The 20,242-nt window shown below is 33.6% G+C and carries 24 protein-coding genes; 13 read left to right on the forward strand and 11 right to left on the reverse strand.

What is annotated here, in order from left to right:
* Positions 1-3: 3 nt before the first annotated feature.
* Together AC1QSP_RS01690 and AC1QSP_RS01695 are read left to right on the forward strand one after the other, a co-directional pair.
* Positions 4-1,407 (forward strand): CsgG/HfaB family protein, encoded by a 1,404-nt coding sequence (locus AC1QSP_RS01690; RefSeq protein ID WP_484079497.1) that lies wholly within the window; start codon positions 4-6, stop codon positions 1,405-1,407.
* Positions 1,404-2,909, forward strand: coding sequence for a carboxypeptidase regulatory-like domain-containing protein (locus tag AC1QSP_RS01695; protein WP_484079498.1), 1,506 nt, complete (start codon positions 1,404-1,406; stop codon positions 2,907-2,909). Before AC1QSP_RS01690 ends, AC1QSP_RS01695 begins: the two co-directional genes overlap by 4 nt.
* Positions 2,910-2,960: 51 nt before the next feature.
* Here AC1QSP_RS01695 and AC1QSP_RS01700 read toward each other — a convergent pair whose 3' ends face one another.
* From AC1QSP_RS01700 to AC1QSP_RS01710, 3 genes are all read right to left on the reverse strand, one after another.
* Positions 2,961-3,608 carry a response regulator gene (locus AC1QSP_RS01700; RefSeq protein ID WP_484079499.1) on the reverse strand — a complete coding sequence of 216 codons (648 nt, stop codon included), beginning with the start codon at positions 3,606-3,608 and terminating at the stop codon, positions 2,961-2,963.
* 109 nt (positions 3,609-3,717) lie between these two features.
* Complete coding sequence (locus AC1QSP_RS01705; protein WP_484079500.1) at positions 3,718-4,155, reverse strand: hypothetical protein; 438 nt, start codon at positions 4,153-4,155, stop codon at positions 3,718-3,720.
* A 69-nt stretch (positions 4,156-4,224) separates the two neighbouring features.
* Complete coding sequence (locus tag AC1QSP_RS01710; protein ID WP_484079501.1) at positions 4,225-5,037, reverse strand: hypothetical protein; 813 nt, start codon at positions 5,035-5,037, stop codon at positions 4,225-4,227.
* A gap of 103 nt (positions 5,038-5,140) precedes the next feature.
* Here AC1QSP_RS01710 and AC1QSP_RS01715 point away from each other — a divergent pair, with 103 nt between their 5' ends.
* The 3 genes from AC1QSP_RS01715 (at position 5,141) to AC1QSP_RS01725 (ending at position 7,091) form a co-directional block, all read left to right on the forward strand.
* Positions 5,141-5,554 carry a DoxX family protein gene (locus AC1QSP_RS01715; protein ID WP_484079502.1) on the forward strand — a complete coding sequence of 138 codons (414 nt, stop codon included), beginning with the start codon at positions 5,141-5,143 and terminating at the stop codon, positions 5,552-5,554.
* Entirely contained in the window at positions 5,551-6,207 is a 657-nt protein-coding gene (gene def / locus AC1QSP_RS01720) for a peptide deformylase (protein WP_484079503.1), read from the forward strand. The genes AC1QSP_RS01715 and def overlap by 4 nt, the downstream gene beginning before the upstream one ends.
* Positions 6,208-6,290: 83 nt before the next feature.
* On the forward strand, positions 6,291-7,091 hold the full coding sequence (locus AC1QSP_RS01725; RefSeq protein WP_484079504.1) for an alpha/beta fold hydrolase: 801 nt from the start codon (positions 6,291-6,293) through the stop codon (positions 7,089-7,091).
* 13 nt (positions 7,092-7,104) lie between these two features.
* Here the strand turns inward: AC1QSP_RS01725 and AC1QSP_RS01730 are convergent, their stop codons facing one another.
* From AC1QSP_RS01730 to AC1QSP_RS01740, 3 genes are all read right to left on the reverse strand, one after another.
* The gene (locus AC1QSP_RS01730; protein WP_484079505.1) at positions 7,105-7,461 is read right to left on the reverse strand and encodes a hypothetical protein; all 357 of its coding nucleotides are present in this window, start codon (positions 7,459-7,461) and stop codon (positions 7,105-7,107) included.
* 21 nt (positions 7,462-7,482) lie between these two features.
* Entirely contained in the window at positions 7,483-9,165 is a 1,683-nt protein-coding gene (locus tag AC1QSP_RS01735) for an RluA family pseudouridine synthase (RefSeq protein WP_484079506.1), read from the reverse strand.
* Between the two features lie 89 nt (positions 9,166-9,254).
* Positions 9,255-9,779, reverse strand: a complete 525-nt coding sequence (locus tag AC1QSP_RS01740; protein ID WP_484079507.1) for a type 1 glutamine amidotransferase domain-containing protein — start codon at positions 9,777-9,779, stop codon at positions 9,255-9,257.
* Between the two features lie 126 nt (positions 9,780-9,905).
* Between AC1QSP_RS01740 and AC1QSP_RS01745 the strand changes: the two genes are divergently transcribed.
* Positions 9,906-10,769 carry a DUF808 domain-containing protein gene (locus AC1QSP_RS01745; protein WP_484079508.1) on the forward strand — a complete coding sequence of 288 codons (864 nt, stop codon included), beginning with the start codon at positions 9,906-9,908 and terminating at the stop codon, positions 10,767-10,769.
* A 41-nt stretch (positions 10,770-10,810) separates the two neighbouring features.
* Here AC1QSP_RS01745 and AC1QSP_RS01750 read toward each other — a convergent pair whose 3' ends face one another.
* From AC1QSP_RS01750 to AC1QSP_RS01760, 3 genes are all read right to left on the reverse strand, one after another.
* Positions 10,811-11,563 (reverse strand): DUF4241 domain-containing protein, encoded by a 753-nt coding sequence (locus tag AC1QSP_RS01750; RefSeq protein WP_484079509.1) that lies wholly within the window; start codon positions 11,561-11,563, stop codon positions 10,811-10,813.
* Positions 11,564-11,630: 67 nt separating this feature from the next.
* Entirely contained in the window at positions 11,631-12,242 is a 612-nt protein-coding gene (locus AC1QSP_RS01755) for a hypothetical protein (RefSeq protein WP_484079510.1), read from the reverse strand.
* Positions 12,235-12,813, reverse strand: a complete 579-nt coding sequence (locus tag AC1QSP_RS01760; protein ID WP_322970125.1) for a Crp/Fnr family transcriptional regulator — start codon at positions 12,811-12,813, stop codon at positions 12,235-12,237. Before AC1QSP_RS01760 ends, AC1QSP_RS01755 begins: the two co-directional genes overlap by 8 nt.
* Positions 12,814-12,928: 115 nt before the next feature.
* On the opposite strand from AC1QSP_RS01760, the gene AC1QSP_RS01765 reads away from it, so the two are divergent.
* From AC1QSP_RS01765 to AC1QSP_RS01775, 3 genes are all read left to right on the forward strand, one after another.
* Positions 12,929-13,354 (forward strand): RrF2 family transcriptional regulator, encoded by a 426-nt coding sequence (locus AC1QSP_RS01765; protein ID WP_484079511.1) that lies wholly within the window; start codon positions 12,929-12,931, stop codon positions 13,352-13,354.
* Positions 13,351-14,001 (forward strand): NAD(P)-dependent oxidoreductase, encoded by a 651-nt coding sequence (locus AC1QSP_RS01770; protein ID WP_484079512.1) that lies wholly within the window; start codon positions 13,351-13,353, stop codon positions 13,999-14,001. Before AC1QSP_RS01765 ends, AC1QSP_RS01770 begins: the two co-directional genes overlap by 4 nt.
* 70 nt (positions 14,002-14,071) lie before the next feature.
* Entirely contained in the window at positions 14,072-14,500 is a 429-nt protein-coding gene (locus AC1QSP_RS01775; RefSeq protein WP_484079513.1) for a hypothetical protein, read from the forward strand.
* A 35-nt stretch (positions 14,501-14,535) separates the two neighbouring features.
* Here the strand turns inward: AC1QSP_RS01775 and AC1QSP_RS01780 are convergent, their stop codons facing one another.
* Positions 14,536-15,024, reverse strand: a complete 489-nt coding sequence (locus AC1QSP_RS01780) for a DinB family protein (RefSeq protein ID WP_484079514.1) — start codon at positions 15,022-15,024, stop codon at positions 14,536-14,538.
* A 218-nt stretch (positions 15,025-15,242) separates the two neighbouring features.
* On the opposite strand from AC1QSP_RS01780, the gene AC1QSP_RS01785 reads away from it, so the two are divergent.
* The 4 genes from AC1QSP_RS01785 to AC1QSP_RS01800 all read left to right on the forward strand — a co-directional run bounded on the left by AC1QSP_RS01785 (position 15,243) and on the right by AC1QSP_RS01800 (position 19,095).
* Positions 15,243-16,883: an AMP-binding protein gene (locus AC1QSP_RS01785; RefSeq protein WP_484079515.1), complete on the forward strand. Its 1,641-nt coding sequence runs from the start codon at positions 15,243-15,245 to the stop codon at positions 16,881-16,883.
* Positions 16,884-16,964: 81 nt separating this feature from the next.
* Positions 16,965-18,149, forward strand: a complete 1,185-nt coding sequence (locus AC1QSP_RS01790) for a sigma-54-dependent transcriptional regulator (RefSeq protein ID WP_484079516.1) — start codon at positions 16,965-16,967, stop codon at positions 18,147-18,149.
* Between the two features lie 5 nt (positions 18,150-18,154).
* Positions 18,155-18,577 (forward strand): hypothetical protein, encoded by a 423-nt coding sequence (locus tag AC1QSP_RS01795; protein ID WP_484079517.1) that lies wholly within the window; start codon positions 18,155-18,157, stop codon positions 18,575-18,577.
* Positions 18,577-19,095, forward strand: a complete 519-nt coding sequence (locus tag AC1QSP_RS01800) for a hypothetical protein (RefSeq protein WP_322970115.1) — start codon at positions 18,577-18,579, stop codon at positions 19,093-19,095. The genes AC1QSP_RS01795 and AC1QSP_RS01800 overlap by 1 nt, the downstream gene beginning before the upstream one ends.
* Before the next feature lie 36 nt (positions 19,096-19,131).
* Here AC1QSP_RS01800 and AC1QSP_RS01805 read toward each other — a convergent pair whose 3' ends face one another.
* Positions 19,132-20,181: a nucleoid-associated protein gene (locus AC1QSP_RS01805; RefSeq protein ID WP_322970114.1), complete on the reverse strand. Its 1,050-nt coding sequence runs from the start codon at positions 20,179-20,181 to the stop codon at positions 19,132-19,134.
* Positions 20,182-20,242: the final 61 nt, after the last annotated feature.

Raw genomic sequence — 20,242 nt, forward strand, 5'->3', positions numbered from 1 at the left:
AAAATGTTTTTATTAAAATGTAACCGAATAATAAAACGTTTTTTCTTTTTAATTGTTATTTACAGTATCCTTAGTTGTAGTGCATTCATTAAAGCACCAACAGGTCAACAATCTTCTACACTAGGAGAAGTCACTGCTTATACGCAAAAGTTAAAAGCATTGCCAGAACCTAAAGAAAAAGTAGTCGTAGCTGTCTATAAATTCAAAGACCAAACGGGGCAATACAAAGCCTCTGAAAATAATGCCAATTGGAGTACAGCTATTCCTCAAGGAACAACTTCAATTTTATTGAAAGCATTAGAAGACAGCAAATGGTTTACAACAATTGAAAGAGAAAACATTAGTGATTTGTTGAATGAACGACAAATTATTAAATCAACGCGACAAGAATATGCGACCTACCAAAATCAAAATGCAAACCCACAACCTCTTCCTCCACTTTTATTTGCAGGAATTATCCTAGAAGGTGGAATCGTCTCTTATGATACAAATATTATGACCGGTGGAGCGGGATTACGGTATTTTGGCGTTGGAGGTGGAACTCAATACAGACAAGATCGAATTTCAGTCTATTTAAGAGCAGTATCAACGAATAATGGGAAAATTCTAAAAACGATTTATACTTCGAAAACCATTCTATCTCAATCAATAAATGGGAATTTTTTCAGATATGTCGATCCAGACCGCTTATTAGAAGCTGAAATAGGGATTACCAAGAATGAACCTGTTCATTTAGCCGTGAAAGAAGCAATCGAAAAAGCGGTGTATACCCTTATTATTGAAGGTTCAACTGAAAAATTATGGGATGTTTCAACTGCTGAAGAAGATCAATTTAAAACTTTAGCGCATCAATTGATCCAAGAGGATTCGATTAATAATTTACGTGTCGATAACCGTGTGTTATTGCCAAGACGTGGGAAGTTCTCTATCAACGCAAGTGCAAGAGCCTACACCATCAAAGGTGATTTAAGAAATAGTGAAACGAATTTTGGATTTCAAGTGGGTGCAAAAATGTTTTTATCTCAGCATTTCAATATCAACGCGTCATTTTCCAATTTTAAACTTTCCAATGCCGATACGTTCCTTGAAAATTTTTATAGTGTAGATGCCGATTTAGAATTTGTCGCTATGCCCAATGATAATGTATCACCCTTTATTTATGGTGGGGTGGGTATGTTACAATCCCATCGTAATGATTCATCCGTACGTGCTAAAGCGAATGTAGGGTTAGGGATCGAATTTTTACCCATTCCTTCTGTAGGCTTAAGAGCATTTGGAGAGTATGATTTTGGTTTCAATGATGATTGGGATCATCATATCGGAGGAAAAAGGAAAGATCATCTGATCACCTATGGCATTGGAATACAGTATTATTTTGGTAAAAAAATAAATCCACAAGACAAATGATGAAAACACTTAAAAAATGCATACACTATCTCTTGATTATCCTTACTGCAGTTTTATCGATTCAATGCAGTGAAGATCTGATTGAAGTAAATAATAAAGGCGTATTAAAAGGAATTGTCGTTAAACATCGCACAAACGAACCCTTGGCTCATGTTAAAATAAGCACATCTCCTACCACTCAAACCGTGTTCACAGAGAGTGATGGTACGTTTGTCATAGAAAATATGCCTTTGGGCGATTATTCTGCAAAAGCAGAATTACAAGGATACTTAATGGAAATTGAAGGAGTGAATATGATAGAAGATGGTCAAGAAGTGAACATTGTTTTTGAAATGAAAGACGATGCATCATTAAATTCTCCTCCATCTGTTCCGGAACTGATAACTCCTGTAGACCAAACAATGGATACGGAACGGACTGTTCCTTTAACATGGAAAAGTATTGATCCTGATGAAGATGAATTGACTTATCATTTAGTCGTAAAAAATGATCGTAATGATGTGGTCGTAGAGGTTCGTGACTTAAGGGTCCCAGAATATACTCTAGAAGAATTAAATTATGGGACAAGTTATTTCTGGCAAGTAATCGTTAGTGATGGTATTAATCCAGAAGTTTATAGCCCGACGTATAAGTTTACGACTAGTCGAATCCCTCAGAATCGTTACCATTATGTCACCATGGATGGGTTCAATCATGTAATTTATTCCTCGAATGAGCAGGGAGAAGCGTTTCGATTTACCCAAGGATCGGTGAATTCGATACGACCTCGAAAAAATAATGCAGCAGGTTTAGTGGCATTTGTGAGAATAACGGATGGTAACGCCCATCTTTATACTGCTAAATTGGATGGGAGTGATGCTTTTCGAGTAACAGAAATTCCATTAGCTGGATTTAATATTAATGAACTTGATTTTGCATGGAGTACGAATGGAAGTGAATTTATTTATCCCCATTTTAATAAATTATACCGTGTCAATAAAGATGGTTCGGGTACTCAATTAATTTATACAACAGGTGATGGAAGTTTAATCACCGAATGTGCATGGAGTACTGATGGAACAAAAATCGCATTAAAAACGAATGGGATGGATGGATACCAATCCAAAATTACGTTAATTGATAGAGCAGGAAATACCATCCAAACGATTCTTGAAAATGTAAATGGTGCCATGGGCGGTTTAGATTTCTCAACGAACGGGCAAAAACTTCTCTATACCCATGATGTATCCGGGTATCAAAGTTCAAATTATCGTCAATTGGATACAAGAATATTTATTTATGATTTGGCAACGAATGAAACCGTTGACTTATCAGAATTATCGCAAAAACCAAACGGGTTTTTAGATCTCGATCCTAGATTTTCTCCGAATGATGCTGAAGTCATTTTTACGCAAACATCAAACGATGGTTTATCGGAGCGATCGATCTATAAGCTTTCCATTGCAGAAGAAAGCAATAGAACACTATTGTTTTCAAATGCTTGGATGCCCGATTGGGAATAGGTTACATTTTTAATAAGGAAACCCTTCAAAACTGAAGGGTTTCTTTATGTTTTATTCAATCAAATCGTGCTTTATCGCAAATCGGAGCAATGCAATTGAATTTTTGATTTTTAATTTTTGAAAAATTCGTTTTCGATGGGTTTCTACCGTATTGAAACTAATGAATAATTGAGAAGAAATCTCTTTGCTGTTCCATCCATCACAAATCAATTTAATAATTTCCAGTTCCCGATTGGTGATATTGTTTAGAATTTCATTGATGTTTTCACTTTCTTGCGGTTTTGACTGACTAAAATTTTCAATAATTTTATTTCTTAAATCTTCTCCAATATAAGATTGACCTCTTTTAATGCAATTCAAGGCTTCGATGAATTGCTTGGTTTCATTATGTTTTTCAATAAAACCATTTACACCCAATTTAAACAATTCCTGAATTTTCTTTATGCGATTGTCGCCTGTTAAAATTAAGATTTTGATTTCTTTTTTGTTTTTACGCAGTGTTTTCAGAAGTTCTAAAGCATCATCATTGCTGAATACAACTTCTGTAATGAGCAAGTCAACATCATTTTCATTTAACCAGCTAATCGCATCAGCTATATTAGTCGCATAGCCTGTTACATTGAACCCCTTCCTTTTGTTGAGGATTGCAATAAGACCATCTATGACTATTTTATGCTGGTCGAGGATAAAAATATTCATATGTAATAGGTTTGGTTAGTTTAGGTTTTGTTATGTGTAGTAAAGAGTTTACCTAAATTTAAGAAAAAGAAATTGAAATAAAGAAAGTTAAGTAATTAATGTTAAAGAATTAATCAAACTCCATATTGATCAGTAATTCCGTTTTTAAACGGGATTTATAATTGCAATCGACACCATTCAATAATCGATCAACCACTTCGAAAATCAGTTCACGTGTAATGTAATTGACTTCAATAAGCTGGGGCTGCGCAATAAAATATAAATCTAAATTTGTGAAATAACCATTGACTTCTAAAACATGGAAATGCAGAAGATTTTCTACACTCTCAAAGAAGTCACTAAAGGAAGTTAAATTAATTCGACATTCCTTTATGTCATTTTTTTCTTTGCAAGCGTATTTGATAAAAAGATCTTCGATTTCTTCATTAAAAAACATCACAATAAAATGATTTAAATCAAATTCGTGAAGATTTAAATTGTAACGATCTTTTTTTTGATAAAGCTGAAATTGCCGATTAAATTCTTGTATGCTAATTTCAAAACTCATAGTTTATTTATTGGTTATATTAAAAATAACATTTTTTTTGATATAGCCAAAAAAAATAAGGTATTAAAATTAATACCTTATCGTTCTTATAGTGTTGGAAATGGGTTCTTCATGCTGATTGGCGTATTGAGTTCTTTTGGTCCAATTGCCTTTTTCATCATATTCATACAGGATACGATTATTGGTTTTTAAACGTCCATTCATATCATATAAGTTTTCTTCTACGATATTGTTGTTTTCATCAAATCGACGTCTTTTTTTAGAAATGGGTTTATTTTTTAAATCCACAATGACATCTTCAATTAATTGCCCTTTTGCATCATACTTATAGGTGATAATATGACCATCTTTACCATACGTTACTTTGGATTGGATGAGTTGATCGTTTTTGTACGTATGAAAACGCTCAGTGATCTGATTCCCTTGATGAAAAGCAATTTCTTTTTCACTTAAAACTTTACCACTTGAATCAGTTGTAAATTCGATTTCCTTTACAACGACCTCATTTTCACTGGTGATTTCTTTATATCCATCGGGTGAATATTCATAATCCTTAATGATGGTAAGGGTTTCATCAGGATTAATACCTTCAATCATCATCAATTTCCCTTGTTCGTCGTACGTATATTTTTCAGTAAAAGCTAAATCACCCTCACTTGAATAATGCTCTACCGTAGCGATGGATTGATTCGAATTGTACATTGTTTTTGTATGATATTCTTGGATATAGTCTTCGATGATATTCGCTCGAATAATGGCTTTCGAATTCGATTCTTCAATCGTTTTAGGCGAATTCTTCAGTGATGTGTCAGAAACGCTAATCCCTTGTCCAAAAGCTAGAGTACTAATCAAAATACATAGTGCACTTATTTTTTTCATCATTACAGTAATTTTTATCGCATCATAAATGTAAGAATTTATAGGATTAAAACGGCATTTTTAATTTTGTATGTCTGATTTCGATATATTTGATAAAAAATACAACATGAGTACAAAATTTTCTTTGACTGGAAATCAAACAACTGCCATTGATTTATCGCTTTTATTTATTCGAATTGCTGCCGGAGGTTTTATGCTAACACATGGGTGGGGCAAGTTGGTTAAACTTGTCAATGGAACCTTTGAATTTGCAGATCCCATCGGATTAGGAGTAGAAATGTCATTAATTTTAACCGTTTTTGCAGAAATACTGTGTGCCTTTTTTATTCTGATTGGGTTATTTACACGGTTAGCGGCAATACCCTTAATCATAACGATGATAGTTGCTGTATTTGTTGTTCATCTTGATCATGATTTTAGTAAAAAAGAATCTGGTTTATTCTTCTTAATTAATTATTTAGCATTATTTTTATCAGGAGCTGGAAAATATTCAATCGATGCTTTAATTCGAAAAAAATGAGAAAAATCGTAACCCTTTTTCTTTTTTTCAGTTCAGTTGCCCTTATTGCTCAACCTATGACACAAGACTACGAAAAACTGACAAAAGATGAAATGGCTTTAATAAAAGCTAAATCCAGTAAAACACCCATGCGTGTTTTACTTACAACCTCCGCTTCAGATACTAAAATTTTAAGGGATGTATCCAAAGATTTAGACCCCAAAGATCCTTTGACATTACTTCTTTCAGAGCGAATGTATGCAACGGTACAAGACGAATTATCAAAAGGTGTTGGAATTGCTGCTCCTCAAGTAGGAATTAATCGAAATGCCATTTGGGTTCAACGTTTTGATAAAGAAGGACAACCTTTTGAATTTTATATTAATCCTAAAATAACTTGGTTATCGTCGATTATGCGTCATGGTCGCGAAGGATGTCTTTCGATTCCGGATCAATTTGGTAAGGTCTACCGTAGCTTGGCTCTTCAGTTGAATTATTTTGATTTGGAAGGAAATCAATATGAAGAAATCATCGAAGGCTTTACAGCTGTAATTTTTCAACATGAATATGATCATTTGATTGGGAAATTATTTCTAGATCGAATAGAAGAACAATCAAAAAGCGAGTTTATAAAAGCTACCGATGTCAATGAAGTTTATTATCAAAAAAAATAAACGAAAATTTACAAAAAGGTTTACTTTTTGTAAGGTAGAGGTTGATTTTATCTATTAATTAACGCAAATAAGAACTTACAAATTTGTTAGCACATACAATTTATAAGCATGTTTCAAGCCAAGATTGGGTAACTTTTGTTCATGGAGCAGGAGGAAGTTCTACCATATGGTTTAAACAAATACGAGAATTTCGTAAACATTTTAATGTTTTGATGGTGGATTTAAGAGGACATGGTCGATCAAAAAATAATTTAAAGTCTTTGTTCGAATCCCGTTATACTTTCCAATCGGTATCCAAAGATGTGATTGAAGTTTTGGATCATTTAAACATTGAAAAGTCCCATTTTGTAGGCATTTCTTTAGGGACGATTATTATCCGACAAATCGCGGACGATTATCCTCAACGCATTCTATCCATGGTCATGGGGGGTGCCGTGATGAAAATGAATACGAGAGGTCAATTTTTAATGAAGGTGGGTAATCTCTTTAAAAATGTCATCCCTTATTTATTGCTTTATCGCATTTTTGCTTTTGCCATTATGCCTAAACAAACGCATAAGGAATCTCGAAATCTATTTGTTAATGAGGCTAAAAAACTCTATCAAAAAGAGTTTTTAAAATGGTTTAAATTAACTGCTGATATTAATCCGTTATTGAAATGGTTTAGACAAGTGGAAATTAATATTCCTACGTTTTATATCATGGGGGATGAGGACCATATGTTCTTACCGACTATACAGAAATTGGTCAAAGAACATTACCAATCGGCACAATTGTATATCGTTGAAAATTGTGGGCATGTCGTGAATGTGGATCAACCGCAGATATTTAATGAAAAAGTTATCGATTTTTTACATAAAAATTCAATAAAATTTACCACATAAAAAAAGGCTAACGTTAATCGTTAGCCTTTGTTATTTCTTCAAAAAACGTTTTAGAGTCTTCATCAAATGTTGGTTTTTGTAACAACAATTGAGAAATCTTAACGATTTTGTCATAATCATTTTGTGTAAAGTTTTCCCCGAAATGTTCGTGGCAGAAATCCCCAATATTTCCTAATACTATACTTACTTCTTCTTCCGTTAATTCCCCTTTTTGTTGCCATCGTATGCGAAATAAACTGGCAGCTAAGTAAGATGCAATATCAATTAAATCATCCAATGATATGTTTCCATCATTTTTTAATTTCGCCATGATTAAGGCATCCATATCACGGTAAATTACATCTCGAATTGTTAATTTATTTTCTTCCATTGTCCGTATTATCTTACAAAATTAGAGATTAAAATTTGGTTCCACCTGAAATTTCATTAATTCTTTTGTCTTGGGGTGCGTAAATTCTAAATATTCGGCATGTAAATGTAAACGATTGGCTTTTGTTCCGTATAGGTCATCACCGACAATAGGTGTATTAAGTCCTAAATGATGCGAAGCATGCATTCGCAATTGATGCGTTCGACCCGTAATTGGAAAAAACTGAATCAAAGTTTTATGGTCTTTGCGTTTTAAAACTTTATACTTGGTTTTTGCAGGTTTTCCGTGTTCATAGCATACCATTTGTCGAGGGCGATCATCCAAATCTACACGTAATGGAAGTTCAATCACTCCTTCGTCTTCTTGGACAATCCCATCCAATAAAGCGATATAGCGTTTTTCGACTTTGCGTTTGATGAATTGCTGTTGAATATGTTTATGACTTTCTTTATTTAATGCTAAAACCAAAAGACCTGAAGTCGACATGTCCAAACGATGGATAATCATAGGTCCAGTGGCTTTCGGAAATTGATATTTGATTCGGATGTATACCGAATCTTTAATTTCAATCCCAGGAACGGATAAAAATTCTTCCGGTTTATTGACAACTACAATATCATCATCTTGATAAATGATTTCCAATTGATCCCCTGTATCGCACTGTTTGATAAGTGGATTTTCGTCCATTTTCATTCCTTCTAACATATGACCTAAAATGGGTTCACATTTTCCGGTGCAGGCAGGATAATAGTGTTTATGCTTGCGAACTTCCGATTTTGGCGATTCTCCCCACCAAAATTCAGCCATACAAATGGGGTTTAAATCATGCTGAAAAGCATATTGCAATAATTTTGGAGCTGCACATTCTCCAGCGGCAGCAGGAGGTTGTTGAAAAGCCGTTTGGGCAAAAATAGCGCGTAAACCTTTTTTCTTTTTATATTGATTTAGAAACTGATATTGATCAAATAACTGATTTTGTAAAGCATTAGATTTTGTTTTACGCTCTTCTTTTAAAGCTGAGATTTGATCCTCAAAAGCTTGGATTCGTTGAGTTAACCGATCTCGTTCTTCTTCAATTTCTTGATTCAGTTTTCGAAATTCGTATTTGTCCCTTAACGATTGCTTTATTAAATCTTCTTCATACGCTATAGCTTCTTCTTCTGAAAGGGTAGGGATGATTTGATCGCGTTGATTTTTACGGTCCTTTTTATTTGTTTTTAAAAGCTGTTTCCCTTCTGCAATTTTATGTAGGGCTTCTTCATGGAAAAGATTCAATTGCTTTTTTAAGTGAAGATAATCGGGGTGAGATTCTAAGTCTTCTAACATGCGATTAATTTCATTCAATCGTTCTTCTTGGGCTAAGAAAAATCCATCCTTGTTCAACATATCGAACACGGGCGGAACAAAATATTGATGTTGGTTGGTATTGGCTAATTTGCCTGAAAATGCCGCGATATAACCAATTTCTCCCAATTGATTCTCACAGACTAAGACCCCAAACATTTTACCAATGGCATTTTCTTTGTCTTCTTTCGTTAAGCCAAAATGATGTACGAAATCGGTTTGATGTTCTAAATAATCCTGTAGTTCCTGACACGCGAGAATAGCAATCGGATGAGGTTTATAATAGAAAGGATAATCAAATGATTCAGGAAGTACATACTCTTGAATGGAATGTTTAAAATGATGAAAGAAACTTGACATAGCAATGTATAAAATGGGAGCAAATTTACTCAAGTTTTATGAAACATGAAAGCGCAAAAAAAACCGAAGACTTTGCTTCGGTTGCTCACTTATTTTGAAAAGATTTCTACAATTTTTTGATTGAAGGCGGGTAAATCTTTAGGTACTCTTGAGGTAACTAAACCTTGATCTTCTACGACCTCTGAATCTTCCCAAAGTGCTCCTGCATTTTTTAAATCCTGAGCAATGGCTTCTACAGAAGTCATTTTTTTCCCTTTCACGGCTTCGGCATTAATTAAAGTTTGAGGGCCATGGCAGATGGCAGCGACTGGTTTTCCTTTTTCGAAAAAGTGTCGTACAAATTGGATTGCTTCATCATTTACACGTAATAAATCCGGATTTATAACTCCGCCAGGCAATAATAAAGCATCATAATCTTCCGCTTTTGCATCCGATAATTGTACGTCAACAGGGTAATCTTTCGACCAATCATCCCCCGATTTAGCTTTTACCTTTCCCTGTTGGGGCGAAATAACCGCTGTGGTAAATCCTGCATCTTCTAACGCTTGTTTGGGGCTGGTTAATTCAATTTCTTCAAATCCTTTTTCGGTTAAAATGGCTACTTTTTTATTCATTTTATAAAGTTTATGGGTTGATAATAAATTTATTAAAAGTGAAATTAAATTCTGTTAAAGAAATCTTATATTATGGAAATCATTGTAAGAAGAAATTGGTTATTTTTGTCTAAATCAATTTGAACTATGGCTTCAGGAATATTTGCGATTCTCGATGATATCGCAGCGCTTATGGATGATGTAGCCGTTACCAGTAAAGTGGCAGCCAATAAAACGGCTGCAATCCTTGGTGACGATCTCGCAGTAAATGCTGAAAAAGCTACAGGTTTTGTATCTTCACGTGAAATCCCAGTTTTATGGGCTATAACAAAAGGGTCTTTAATTAATAAATTAATCATTGTTCCTATCGCTTTATTGTTAAATGTATTTTTGCCCGACTTAATTGGTTATATATTAATTTTAGGAGGATTCTATTTGGCATTTGAAGGTGTAGAAAAAGTGATTGAGGTCCTTTTTCATAAAAAACATGAAGATACGAAAAGTCGAATGTTAGAAAATGATCCAGCAGCGGAAAAAGCGAAGATTAATGCTGCTGTTACCACGGATTTTATTCTTTCTATTGAAATTGTGATCATCGCCTTAAATACGGTATTGGATCAATCGTTGATGATTCAAATTTTTACAGTCTCTTTAATTGCGGTATTAGCCACTGTGGGGGTGTATGGAATTGTCACTTTAATTGTTCGCATGGATGATGTGGGGTATAAGTTAATTCGAAAATCAAAAGGGGAAGGGATATTATTCCCGTTAGGAAAAGGATTAGTGAGAAGTTTACCGGTTGTGATTAAAGTTTTAGGATATGTGGGTACTGTTGCTCTATTTATGGTAGCCGGAGGAATTTTCGAGCATAACGTAGGATTTTTACACGGCGTTTGGGATAATATTCCAGGCTTCCTTAGACAAATATTATTTGCAACCATTGCGGGATTAATCGTTGTCATTTTAGTGACAGGATTTAAATCGTTATATCGAACAGTTGTCAAAAAATAAATAAAAAAAGCCCTTGAGATTTCAAGGGCTTTTTTAATGGGTTAAATCCATTCGTCGTCTTCAGAATCGTCTTCTAATTCAGCATCAATAAATTGGATGTAGAAGGCCACAACTTCACCAGCTGCATTGTATCCAAAGTATGATGGATATACACCTTCACCAAAACCAGCTTGAAAAATTGGAACAGTATATTCTGTATTTTCAATTTTCCAATTGATCCATTCTCCGTCTTCTGATTGATATTTTGGATTATTTTTTACATTTTCTACGAATAATGGTGCAAAATAATCATCGTATAAATTTTGATCTTTCGCTTCCACTTCATCAATAACTTTAACAAAAGCATCTCTTGCTTCTGCATCAACAATTGTCGCTAACCCACTTTCAGAAGCAAATCCAAAGAATTCTCCTTCATTTAAATCTTCAATGGATTCAATTCCTTTTAAAGCTTCTTCATAGCGAACAGGTTTTTCATCTGTAAACGCAATTTTAACACAAGCAATTAAATTTTCTTCTTCACCATCATCTTCATAAGTAATGAAACTGGCCTGCATTGGAAAATTTCCTTTTGGTGTCTCTACAAAGTAAGGATGATGATCTAAAGCTAAATATTGTCCTAATGGATCATTCACAATGATTTTACCTGATGGTAAAGAAATGTTCCCTAAATCAACTTGGTCAACTTTGATTTCGTTAATTTCTTTTTCTGTAAAGTATAAATCTAAATCGTTAGGAGCTACCGTAAATTCACGTTTTTCTTCCCAGATTTTTAACCATTCTGCTGTTGGTCCCATAAATATTCTGATTAATTTTTATAAATTTAAGGATAAGGTGAATAGAATCAATGCGTTTATCGTTTGATTAACGTTTGCGCTCAATCGATTTTTTTAATTCATTCTTATCAATGTCGTATTCTATTTTTAAGAGGTTAACCAAATCATCAAAAGACAATTTATCTTGGAGATGATAGGCAATCAAAATGGATTTTATTTTTTCCATTTCATTTTCTCTGTTCTGTTTGAAATCGGTTTCAATAAATTGCTTTTGACCTAAATCTAAAATCAATTGATTATTTACCCCAAAGGATCCTTGCTGTTTTTCAAATTCGCCAAATTCTTTTTCTTTTTTACCGACATAATCCTGATTATGAATGGTAATTTTTTGAATGGTATTTAAAGCATAGGAATCCTCTCCAATTATTATTTCATGTGGAGTAAAAGTAACTTTCCCTTCAAAATATCCGTTCAATTCCTCTTTTGGTGCTTTAAAATATCCGTTGAAATAGGCTACCACCGTCGCAAACAATCCAATGAAAATATAATAGGCCGTTTGATTGTTTTTAAATACATCCGAATAGATAAACCCATAACTTACCGCGGATACAGCAAGGAATGTGATGACTAATCGAATGATCTTTTTCTTTTTGTTTTGATTCTCTTTTTTGACGAATCGGTCAAAACTATATTTATCCATTTGATGCAATATCTTTTCTTACTCGACTTAAACTTTCTGGGGTAATTCCCAAATAGGATGCAATCATCCATTGGGGTACACGGGCTGTAATGTTTGGATAAAGTTTGATAAAATCCAAATATCTTTTTTTGGCGGTATAGCTTAATAAAGAAGTAATGCGATCCTGCATGTGTCGGACATGATTTTGTAACAATAAGACTTGACTCGATGCATAATTAGGATTTAATTCTTGCAAGAAAGTATTCAACTCTTCAGTAATTAAAACGACTTCAGATTCTTCAATGGCTTGGATGTAGAATTTTGCTTCTTTTTTACATAAATAACTGTTGCGATCACTCACTAACCAATTTTCTGTTCCAAATTGAATGACATGTTCCTTCCCATTTTCATCTATCGTGTAGGAACGTAAAACACCTTTTTCGACAAAGTAGACATCACTCGATACATCGCCCATGCTTAAAAGCATTTCATTGCGTTGAAAAGTTTTAACGACTAATTTCTCTTTGATTTTCTCGATTTGTTCTTCCGTAAGATCGATTTGATTTTTTAAGTGTTGGATATAATTTTGCATAGATCGCATGTAAAATGTACACAAATATAGCTGAATATTTGGTAAAATTATTAATGTAACAAAAATTGTTACATTAATAATTTTTTATATTTTTGGGATAACAAATAAGTAGTTGATGAATAATTTAAGATTTGCAACCCTCATCCATATTTTGGTTTTGGTCGATCAGTTTAAAAATCAAATCATTAGTTCTGATTTTATTGCTGGAAGTATCAATGTAAATCCTGTGGTTGTGCGTCGTGAAATTAAAGCCTTGAAAGACGCAGGAATTTTAAATTCAAAAAAAGGTAAAGAAGGCGGTTTTTTTCTGTTCAAAGAATCTTCGGAAATTACTTTTGGAATGATTTATCAAATCATTCATGCCGGACATTCGTTTGCCAAACAAAATCAGACCAATCCGAATTGTCCCATAGGTTTACACATGAATAAGGAATTGGATCATATTTTTTCAGGAGTAGAGCATACGATTATTGATCATCTTAATAAAATCACATTAGCTGATTTTTCAAAACGATTTAAAACTTCAAACAATACATTATGAAAGTAGCATTAATTGGGGCCACAGGTTTTGTAGGTTCTGCCATATTAAAAGAATTAGCCGATAGAAATCATTCCATCAAAGCATTTTCGCGTTCGATTGCATCAGATGTTGGGTACCGAAATGTTGTAGGGGTCGCATTGGATGTTCATGATATCGATGCTTTGGCTGCAGATTTAAAAGGAGCAGATATTGTAGTATCGGCTTTTAATCCGGGATGGACCAATCCAAACATTTATGAGGAGTTTTTACAAGGGTATCAAAACATACAAGCCGCTGTGAAAAAGTCCGGTGTCAAACGTTTTATCGTAATTGGTGGAGCAGGGAGTTTATATCTAGACGATACAACGCAAGTGATCGATACTCCTCAATTTCCTGAAGAAATAAAACCTGGAGCATTAGCGGCAAAAGAATATTTGAATATGTTGCAAAATGAAACAGAATTGGATTGGGAATTATTTTCTCCAGCCATTGAAATGCATCAAGGGACATCTGGTAAACGTACAGGGAAGTATCGTTTAGGTTTAGATCATCCTGTAATTGATAAAGAGGGAAGAAGCGTGCTATCGGTAGAAGATGTGGCAGTTGTCATAGCTGATGAAGTCGAGAAACAAAATTTTACACGCAGACGATTTACTGCAGGTTATTAAAAAAATCATAAAATACTGAGTATGAGTTGAAATGGAATACTTTTGGAAATGGATCTTGTAAAAATAAGTTATGAGATTTTATGCAGGTATTTCCATTTTGATTTTAAGTCTCTTATTATTACTATTTACAATTTTCTTTTTTGATTTTACAATCTTATTTGAGAAGTTAATTGCAGCATCTTTTTTCATTTTTGCAGCAGTTTTATTTTTATATGCAATTAAGGTTTTATCGATATATTATGATTACAAAAGAGTAATGAAAAGTGGCATAAAAGCTAAAGCCAAAATTATTCACGTTAGTCGTGCGTTAGAAGAGTTTAGAGATGCACCCGATTATATATTGGAAGTGATTTATGAGCACCCTTTAACGCATTCCAAGTACAAAACCATTGTGGATGCAATGGATTGGAATAAATTAAAAAAATCACCGAAAGTGAATGAAAATATTGAGGTCATTATTGATCCGCATGATCCTACGATTGCACTGTATCTTCAATAAAAAAATCCGGTCACGAATGACCGGATTTTTTATGCTTATAAATAACGCTCTTTAATTACATTGATATGATGAATGGAATGTCCTGCAATAATATAGCCGATTTTTTTTACGGTATATTCCGAATCGCCTATGAATGCACTTTTTTCAAGGGTTGATGGACTAAAATTCTCAAATTGAAACATAGTTGCATTCATTAGATGTAACCATTCTTTCTTCAATTTCATGGGCTGTAAAAAATCAATATTTAAAACATCAACATATGCATTTTGATCGAATGTATTCATCTTATTTTGATCATTTCGAGCAATATGTAAAGCTCGAGCACTAAAAATACGTTCGCAATCAATACAATGTTGTAAGACTTCTTTTATAGTCCATTTATTTTCGGCATAGCGATAATCCCATTTATTTAAATCATCAACAAGTTTTAATGTTTTATTGATCTCCTCAATTCTAATTTCTAAGGCATCATTCACGGTAATTCCATCGTAGCTGGAAATATAATCATTGTGGTTGTAGTTCATAATTCTTTGGTCTAAAGTCTAAATATAGTAAAACCTTATCAGATTATATTATTGATTTAATAATTTATCGAATATTTTTTTTCATTACAAATGATTTTAAGGTGAAAAATTATTAATTCTGCAAATGAAAGCTCATTTTAAGGCAATAAGAAATCATGAATTGAATTTGTTTTTATGTTTGATTTGCAAAAAAAAGAGAAAATATAATTGTTAACACTATGAATTCAAATCTTTCATATGCGAGTGGAGCATCTAAATATCCACTGTTAGGTGAAACTATTGGAGAAAATTTAAAAAATACAGTCGCTCAATTTCCACAACAAGAAGCGCTGGTGAGTATTGCTCAAAATTACCGTGCAACGTATACTGAATTTTATTCCCAAACCGAAGAAATTGCAAAGGGACTCTTAGCGATGGGGCTTGAAAAAGGAGATCGTGTCGGGATTTGGTCGCAGAATCGTGCCGAATGGACATTAATTCAATTTGCAACAGCTCGTGTAGGATTGATTTTGGTGAATCTAAATCCTGCATATCGTGAACACGAATTAGAATATGTTTTGAATCAAGCCGAAATACGGGTAGTTTTTGCTTCATCCTGTTTTAAATCATCCAATTATAAACAAATGTTATATTCGGTTCAACCACGTGTAGAATCGTTAGAACAAATTGTAATATTTGAGGAAGATTGGACTGCTTTTAAAGCGCATGGTGAAGCCGTTTCGCATCAAACGTTAGTATCCATTGAACAAAGCATACAGTTCGATGATGCCGTGAATATTCAATATACTTCGGGAACGACCGGATTTCCAAAAGGGGTGACGTTAACCCACCATAATATTTTAAATAATGGTTATTTTATTGGTATTCGATTAAATTATACCCAGCACGATCGGGTTTGTATTCCGGTTCCTTTCTATCATTGTTTTGGCATGGTAATCGGAAATATGGCATGTGTTTCACATGGTGCTTGTATGGTGATTCCTAGCGAAAGTTTTGATGCAGAATTGACCTTAAGCGCTGTAGAAAAGGAGAAATGTACTTCTTTATATGGAGTTCCTACCATGTTTATTGCTGAATTAGAATTACCCAATTTTGAACGTTTCGATTTAACATCGCTACGCACAGGAGTAATGGCGGGTTCTCCTTGTCCGATAGAAATTATGAAAAAGGTGCAATCCCAAATGAATATGAAAGAAGTTTCGATTTGTTATGGAATGACTGAAACTTCGCCTGTATCTACACAAACAATTATCGGTACGCCTATTGAAAAGCAAGTTTCTACGGTTGGAACTGTTCAAGATCATTTGGAAATAAAGATCATCGATCCTGAGACGGGGGATATTTTGCCGAGAGGTATTTCAGGCGAATTATGTACGAGAGGATATTCGGTTATGCAAAAATATTGGAATAATCCTGAAGCAACCGCTTCAGTGATTGATGAAAATAATTGGTTGCATTCGGGAGATTTAGCGACCATGGATGCTGAAGGTTATATCAACATAACAGGACGTATTAAAGACATCATTATCCGAGGAGGAGAGAATATTTCGCCAAAAGAAATTGAAGATTATTTATATACTCACGAATGTATTTCGGATGTTCAAGTGATTGGAGTTCCCAGTGAAAAATTTGGAGAAGAAGTGATGGCATGGGTTAAAGTGAAGGAAGGAGCTGCTGTGACTGAAGATGAATTAAACAATTTTTGTTTGCAAATGGCTCATTTTAAACGTCCCAAATATTGGAAGTTTGTGACTGAATTTCCAATGACTGTTTCAGGAAAAATACGAAAAGTGGAGATGAAAGAAATTTCGACGAAAGAATTAGGCTTAGAATATGTGAAAATGATTAAAACTTCTTAAAATACTCGATTTATTTTTAGTCGGAATTCAAATAAAATCGACTATTTTTGAGTTTAAAGAATATAAGAATCAAAAACTATTATGTCTAAAATACTATTAATTGAGGACGAGCAAGCTATCCGTAATGTTTTAAAAAGCATCCTGATGGACGAAGATCCAAAATGGGAGGTGGATGAAGCAGAAAATGGAGTAGTTGGTATCGAAAAGATAAAGCAAACCGATTATGACTTAATTATCAGTGATATTAAAATGCCTTTAAAAGATGGAACGGAAGTTCTTACAGAGGCCATTGAATATAATCCTGATTTACAATTTGTCATGATTTCTGGACATGGTGATATAGAAATTGCGGTTGATTGTTTAAAGAAAGGAGCCTTTGATTTTTTATCGAAACCACCCGATTTAAATCGCTTATTAAATACTGTTCGTATTGCTTTAGATCATAAATCCTTAAAATCGTCTAATAAAGCGTTAAAGAAAGAAAATAAAGAGCTCAAAAAGAAAGTCTCGAAAAAATATACCATGATTGGAGATTCACCTGAATTGACACAGGTGAAAAACATGATTGATAAAGTGGCAGGAACAGATGCTAGGGTGTTGATTTTAGGTCCAAATGGTACCGGGAAAGAATTAGTCGCTCATCACATTCATGAGAAAAGTGATCGAAGTAAAAAGCCTTTAGTAGAAGTGAACTGTGCTGCAATCCCAGCAGAATTGATCGAATCTGAATTGTTTGGTCATGTGAAAGGTTCATTTACGGGTGCGGTGAAAGACAAGCAAGGTAAGTTTGAATTGGCCGATGGAGGAACTATTTTCTTGGATGAGATTGGAGATATGAGCTTATCGGCTCAGGCTAAAGTTTTACGTGCTTTACAAGAAGGTAAAGTATCGCCTGTAGGATCTGAAAAAGAGATTAATGTAAATGTTCGTGTTTTAGCGGCAACGAATAAAGATTTACGCAAAGAAATTGATGAAGGTCGATTCCGTGAAGATTTATACCACCGTTTAGCGGTCATTATTATTGATGTTCCTGGATTAAATGATCGTAAAGAGGATATTCCGGCATTGGTGGAACATTTTGCGGTTGATTTTTCGCAAAATTTAGGTTTAGAAAATAAAGGATTTGATCAAGGCGCTTATGAAGCATTAAAAGCCATTGATTGGACAGGAAATATTCGTGAATTGCGTAATGTAGTCGAGCGCTTATTGATTTTAGGATCTTCACCGATCACCGCCGAAGATGTAGCATTATACGTAAAAAAATAGTCTGAATGAATCCGAAAACTTGGTTAATTTCTATTCTTTTGATTGGAATGATCTTCAGTTGTAAAAAAGAAGAAAAAGATAAAAGTTACGGGTCCTTAACGCATGAGGATGTAGAATCTCTAGAGCAAAGTTCATTGAGTACCTTAGATCCGATTATTTATAATGGACAATTCAAAGGCGATTATAATGGATCAGAAATCGCTTTAGAATTAGATGAGGATGGGGATTTTATCGTGTATTATAAAGAGAAGAAAATCAAAGGAGAATGGTTTAAAAAAGATGATGGTTTTTTAATGGAATTGGATTCGAAGAAACAATTGCCCTTTCAATTCTTATTATGGTCAGATAATACCACAATTATGATTCTTAACTCGGATGGTACAGCCGATGATGAAGGAGGAAATTACTTAACACGAATAGAGAAATAATGAAATTTAAAATCTTATGCATCGCAGCTGCAGGATTATTCTTCAGTTGTCAAAATAATGGATCTTCTAAAGCTGAAGATACGGCTCGAAAATATTTTGAGGTGTATTCGGCTCGAAAAGATTACAATCAAATGAAATCGTTTTATAATGATTCCGTTGAATATGAAAATGTGATTCAAAATACAAGTACGATAAAGTTCGAAACCAATTATTTATTAAATACCTTATTTGCTTTTAACGATAAACAATTGGTTTATGATAAAGGAGAAATGTTTAACGTGAAAGAAATTATTTCAAACGATACGTTAGCCATTGTGAATGGAGAATTTAATTCCTATACCTTCAATGGATTTACATTTGCTCCGATGAAATTTACGACATATTTGTATTTTGATAAGGATTTTAAAATCAAGAAACAAGTGGATTGGTTCAATTATCCTATTGGAGATTTGATCGAATTGTACCAATTGGAACAACAAAAAGGAATTAATACAAGTCCTACCGATTCCATACAATAACAAAAAAGGAGCTGTTCAGAGCTCCTTTTTTATTTCCTAATCTTCTTTATTGAAGAATACTTTATAGTAATACATCTTTTTTTCTTCATCATATCCACGCTCCAAATGTTCTTCAGCCGCATCTGGGTCTTTGATGTCTATTTTGATGCTGATATTGGTATCCAATTTGATTTCCGTTTTGATCTTTTTCGATTCTTTCGCCAATGTAGGAAAGGAAACTTCAAAATTCTCGACAAAATCCACCTTCCGTTCTTCAGCATACGTTTTCTTAAAATCTTTGAACTCGTCAATCAATTCAAACGGTTTAATGATTTCTTCTTCGATAATATCTGGCGAAATAAAATCATTGTTTTGTAGAACTTGAATAGAATTTGATATGAATTCTGCTTGGTTTTTGCGATCGGTTTTATCCAATACCACTTCATTTGAAAAATCCTGAATCAATTCTAAGACTTTTTTGGTATGGTATGAATTATTTTTAATCATCTCAATTTCTAAGAAATTCTTTTTCCAATATTCTGATTCTTGGTGTTGATCATCAATGGAGAATACTCGAAATCCTTCTTCACGATATACATCTAAGATTAAACAAGCTTTGTCAATCCCTTCTAATTTATATCCTTTCCAGATGTTATAATCGATTCCATTGGATTCATCAAAACGTAAAAATTTCTTTTTATTTTCGAGTTTATAAATCCCAATTCCACGGCAAGGAATTTCTTCGAACATCATATTTTCAAAAAGCACCATAAAAACTTCACCACTTTTAATTTGTGGATGCAGTGATTTCTCATATAAGTGACTTAAAGTATCATTGGAGAAATCAACAAAGTCAACTTCTTCATCAAACACGGAGATGGCAGCATTATGCAATACATTAAATTCTAATTTATCCGTATAATGATAAAAACGATAAGGATCTAAAGTTTTTCGAAATGGCGCTAATAAGAAGGGCACCAATTCTTCCTCTTTTTTCTCATCTACCGGTAATATTTCTTGGGCGAAAATATTCGCTTCTTCTCGAATTTTATGTCCAACTTTTTGTAAAGTGATAAAACTGATATAGGCGTTTTTTACGTCGATCATATGTATATTCTAAATGCGGGATAAAATTAGTTAAACTTTAAGGAGTAAACGAATAATTTTT

Source organism: Faecalibacter sp. (genome assembly GCF_057177045.1).

Bases quoted from the DNA above. Each gene is read 5' to 3' on its own strand.
- AC1QSP_RS01690 (WP_484079497.1), top strand. From the start codon at position 4: ATGTTTTTATTAAAATGTAACCGAATAATAAAACGTTTTTTCTTTTTA.
- AC1QSP_RS01695 (WP_484079498.1), top strand. From the start codon at position 1,404: ATGATGAAAACACTTAAAAAATGCATACACTATCTCTTGATTATCCTT.
- AC1QSP_RS01700 (WP_484079499.1), bottom strand. From the start codon at position 3,608: ATGAATATTTTTATCCTCGACCAGCATAAAATAGTCATAGATGGTCTT.
- AC1QSP_RS01705 (WP_484079500.1), bottom strand. From the start codon at position 4,155: ATGAGTTTTGAAATTAGCATACAAGAATTTAATCGGCAATTTCAGCTT.
- AC1QSP_RS01710 (WP_484079501.1), bottom strand. From the start codon at position 5,037: ATGATGAAAAAAATAAGTGCACTATGTATTTTGATTAGTACTCTAGCT.
- AC1QSP_RS01715 (WP_484079502.1), top strand. From the start codon at position 5,141: ATGAGTACAAAATTTTCTTTGACTGGAAATCAAACAACTGCCATTGAT.
- def (WP_484079503.1), top strand. From the start codon at position 5,551: ATGAGAAAAATCGTAACCCTTTTTCTTTTTTTCAGTTCAGTTGCCCTT.
- AC1QSP_RS01730 (WP_484079505.1), bottom strand. From the start codon at position 7,461: ATGGAAGAAAATAAATTAACAATTCGAGATGTAATTTACCGTGATATG.
- AC1QSP_RS01735 (WP_484079506.1), bottom strand. From the start codon at position 9,165: ATGTCAAGTTTCTTTCATCATTTTAAACATTCCATTCAAGAGTATGTA.
- AC1QSP_RS01740 (WP_484079507.1), bottom strand. From the start codon at position 9,779: ATGAATAAAAAAGTAGCCATTTTAACCGAAAAAGGATTTGAAGAAATT.
- AC1QSP_RS01745 (WP_484079508.1), top strand. From the start codon at position 9,906: ATGGCTTCAGGAATATTTGCGATTCTCGATGATATCGCAGCGCTTATG.
- AC1QSP_RS01750 (WP_484079509.1), bottom strand. From the start codon at position 11,563: ATGGGACCAACAGCAGAATGGTTAAAAATCTGGGAAGAAAAACGTGAA.
- AC1QSP_RS01755 (WP_484079510.1), bottom strand. From the start codon at position 12,242: ATGGATAAATATAGTTTTGACCGATTCGTCAAAAAAGAGAATCAAAAC.
- AC1QSP_RS01760 (WP_322970125.1), bottom strand. From the start codon at position 12,813: ATGCAAAATTATATCCAACACTTAAAAAATCAAATCGATCTTACGGAA.
- AC1QSP_RS01765 (WP_484079511.1), top strand. From the start codon at position 12,929: ATGAATAATTTAAGATTTGCAACCCTCATCCATATTTTGGTTTTGGTC.
- AC1QSP_RS01770 (WP_484079512.1), top strand. From the start codon at position 13,351: ATGAAAGTAGCATTAATTGGGGCCACAGGTTTTGTAGGTTCTGCCATA.
- AC1QSP_RS01775 (WP_484079513.1), top strand. From the start codon at position 14,072: ATGAGATTTTATGCAGGTATTTCCATTTTGATTTTAAGTCTCTTATTA.
- AC1QSP_RS01780 (WP_484079514.1), bottom strand. From the start codon at position 15,024: ATGAACTACAACCACAATGATTATATTTCCAGCTACGATGGAATTACC.
- AC1QSP_RS01785 (WP_484079515.1), top strand. From the start codon at position 15,243: ATGAATTCAAATCTTTCATATGCGAGTGGAGCATCTAAATATCCACTG.
- AC1QSP_RS01790 (WP_484079516.1), top strand. From the start codon at position 16,965: ATGTCTAAAATACTATTAATTGAGGACGAGCAAGCTATCCGTAATGTT.
- AC1QSP_RS01795 (WP_484079517.1), top strand. From the start codon at position 18,155: ATGAATCCGAAAACTTGGTTAATTTCTATTCTTTTGATTGGAATGATC.
- AC1QSP_RS01800 (WP_322970115.1), top strand. From the start codon at position 18,577: ATGAAATTTAAAATCTTATGCATCGCAGCTGCAGGATTATTCTTCAGT.
- AC1QSP_RS01805 (WP_322970114.1), bottom strand. From the start codon at position 20,181: ATGATCGACGTAAAAAACGCCTATATCAGTTTTATCACTTTACAAAAA.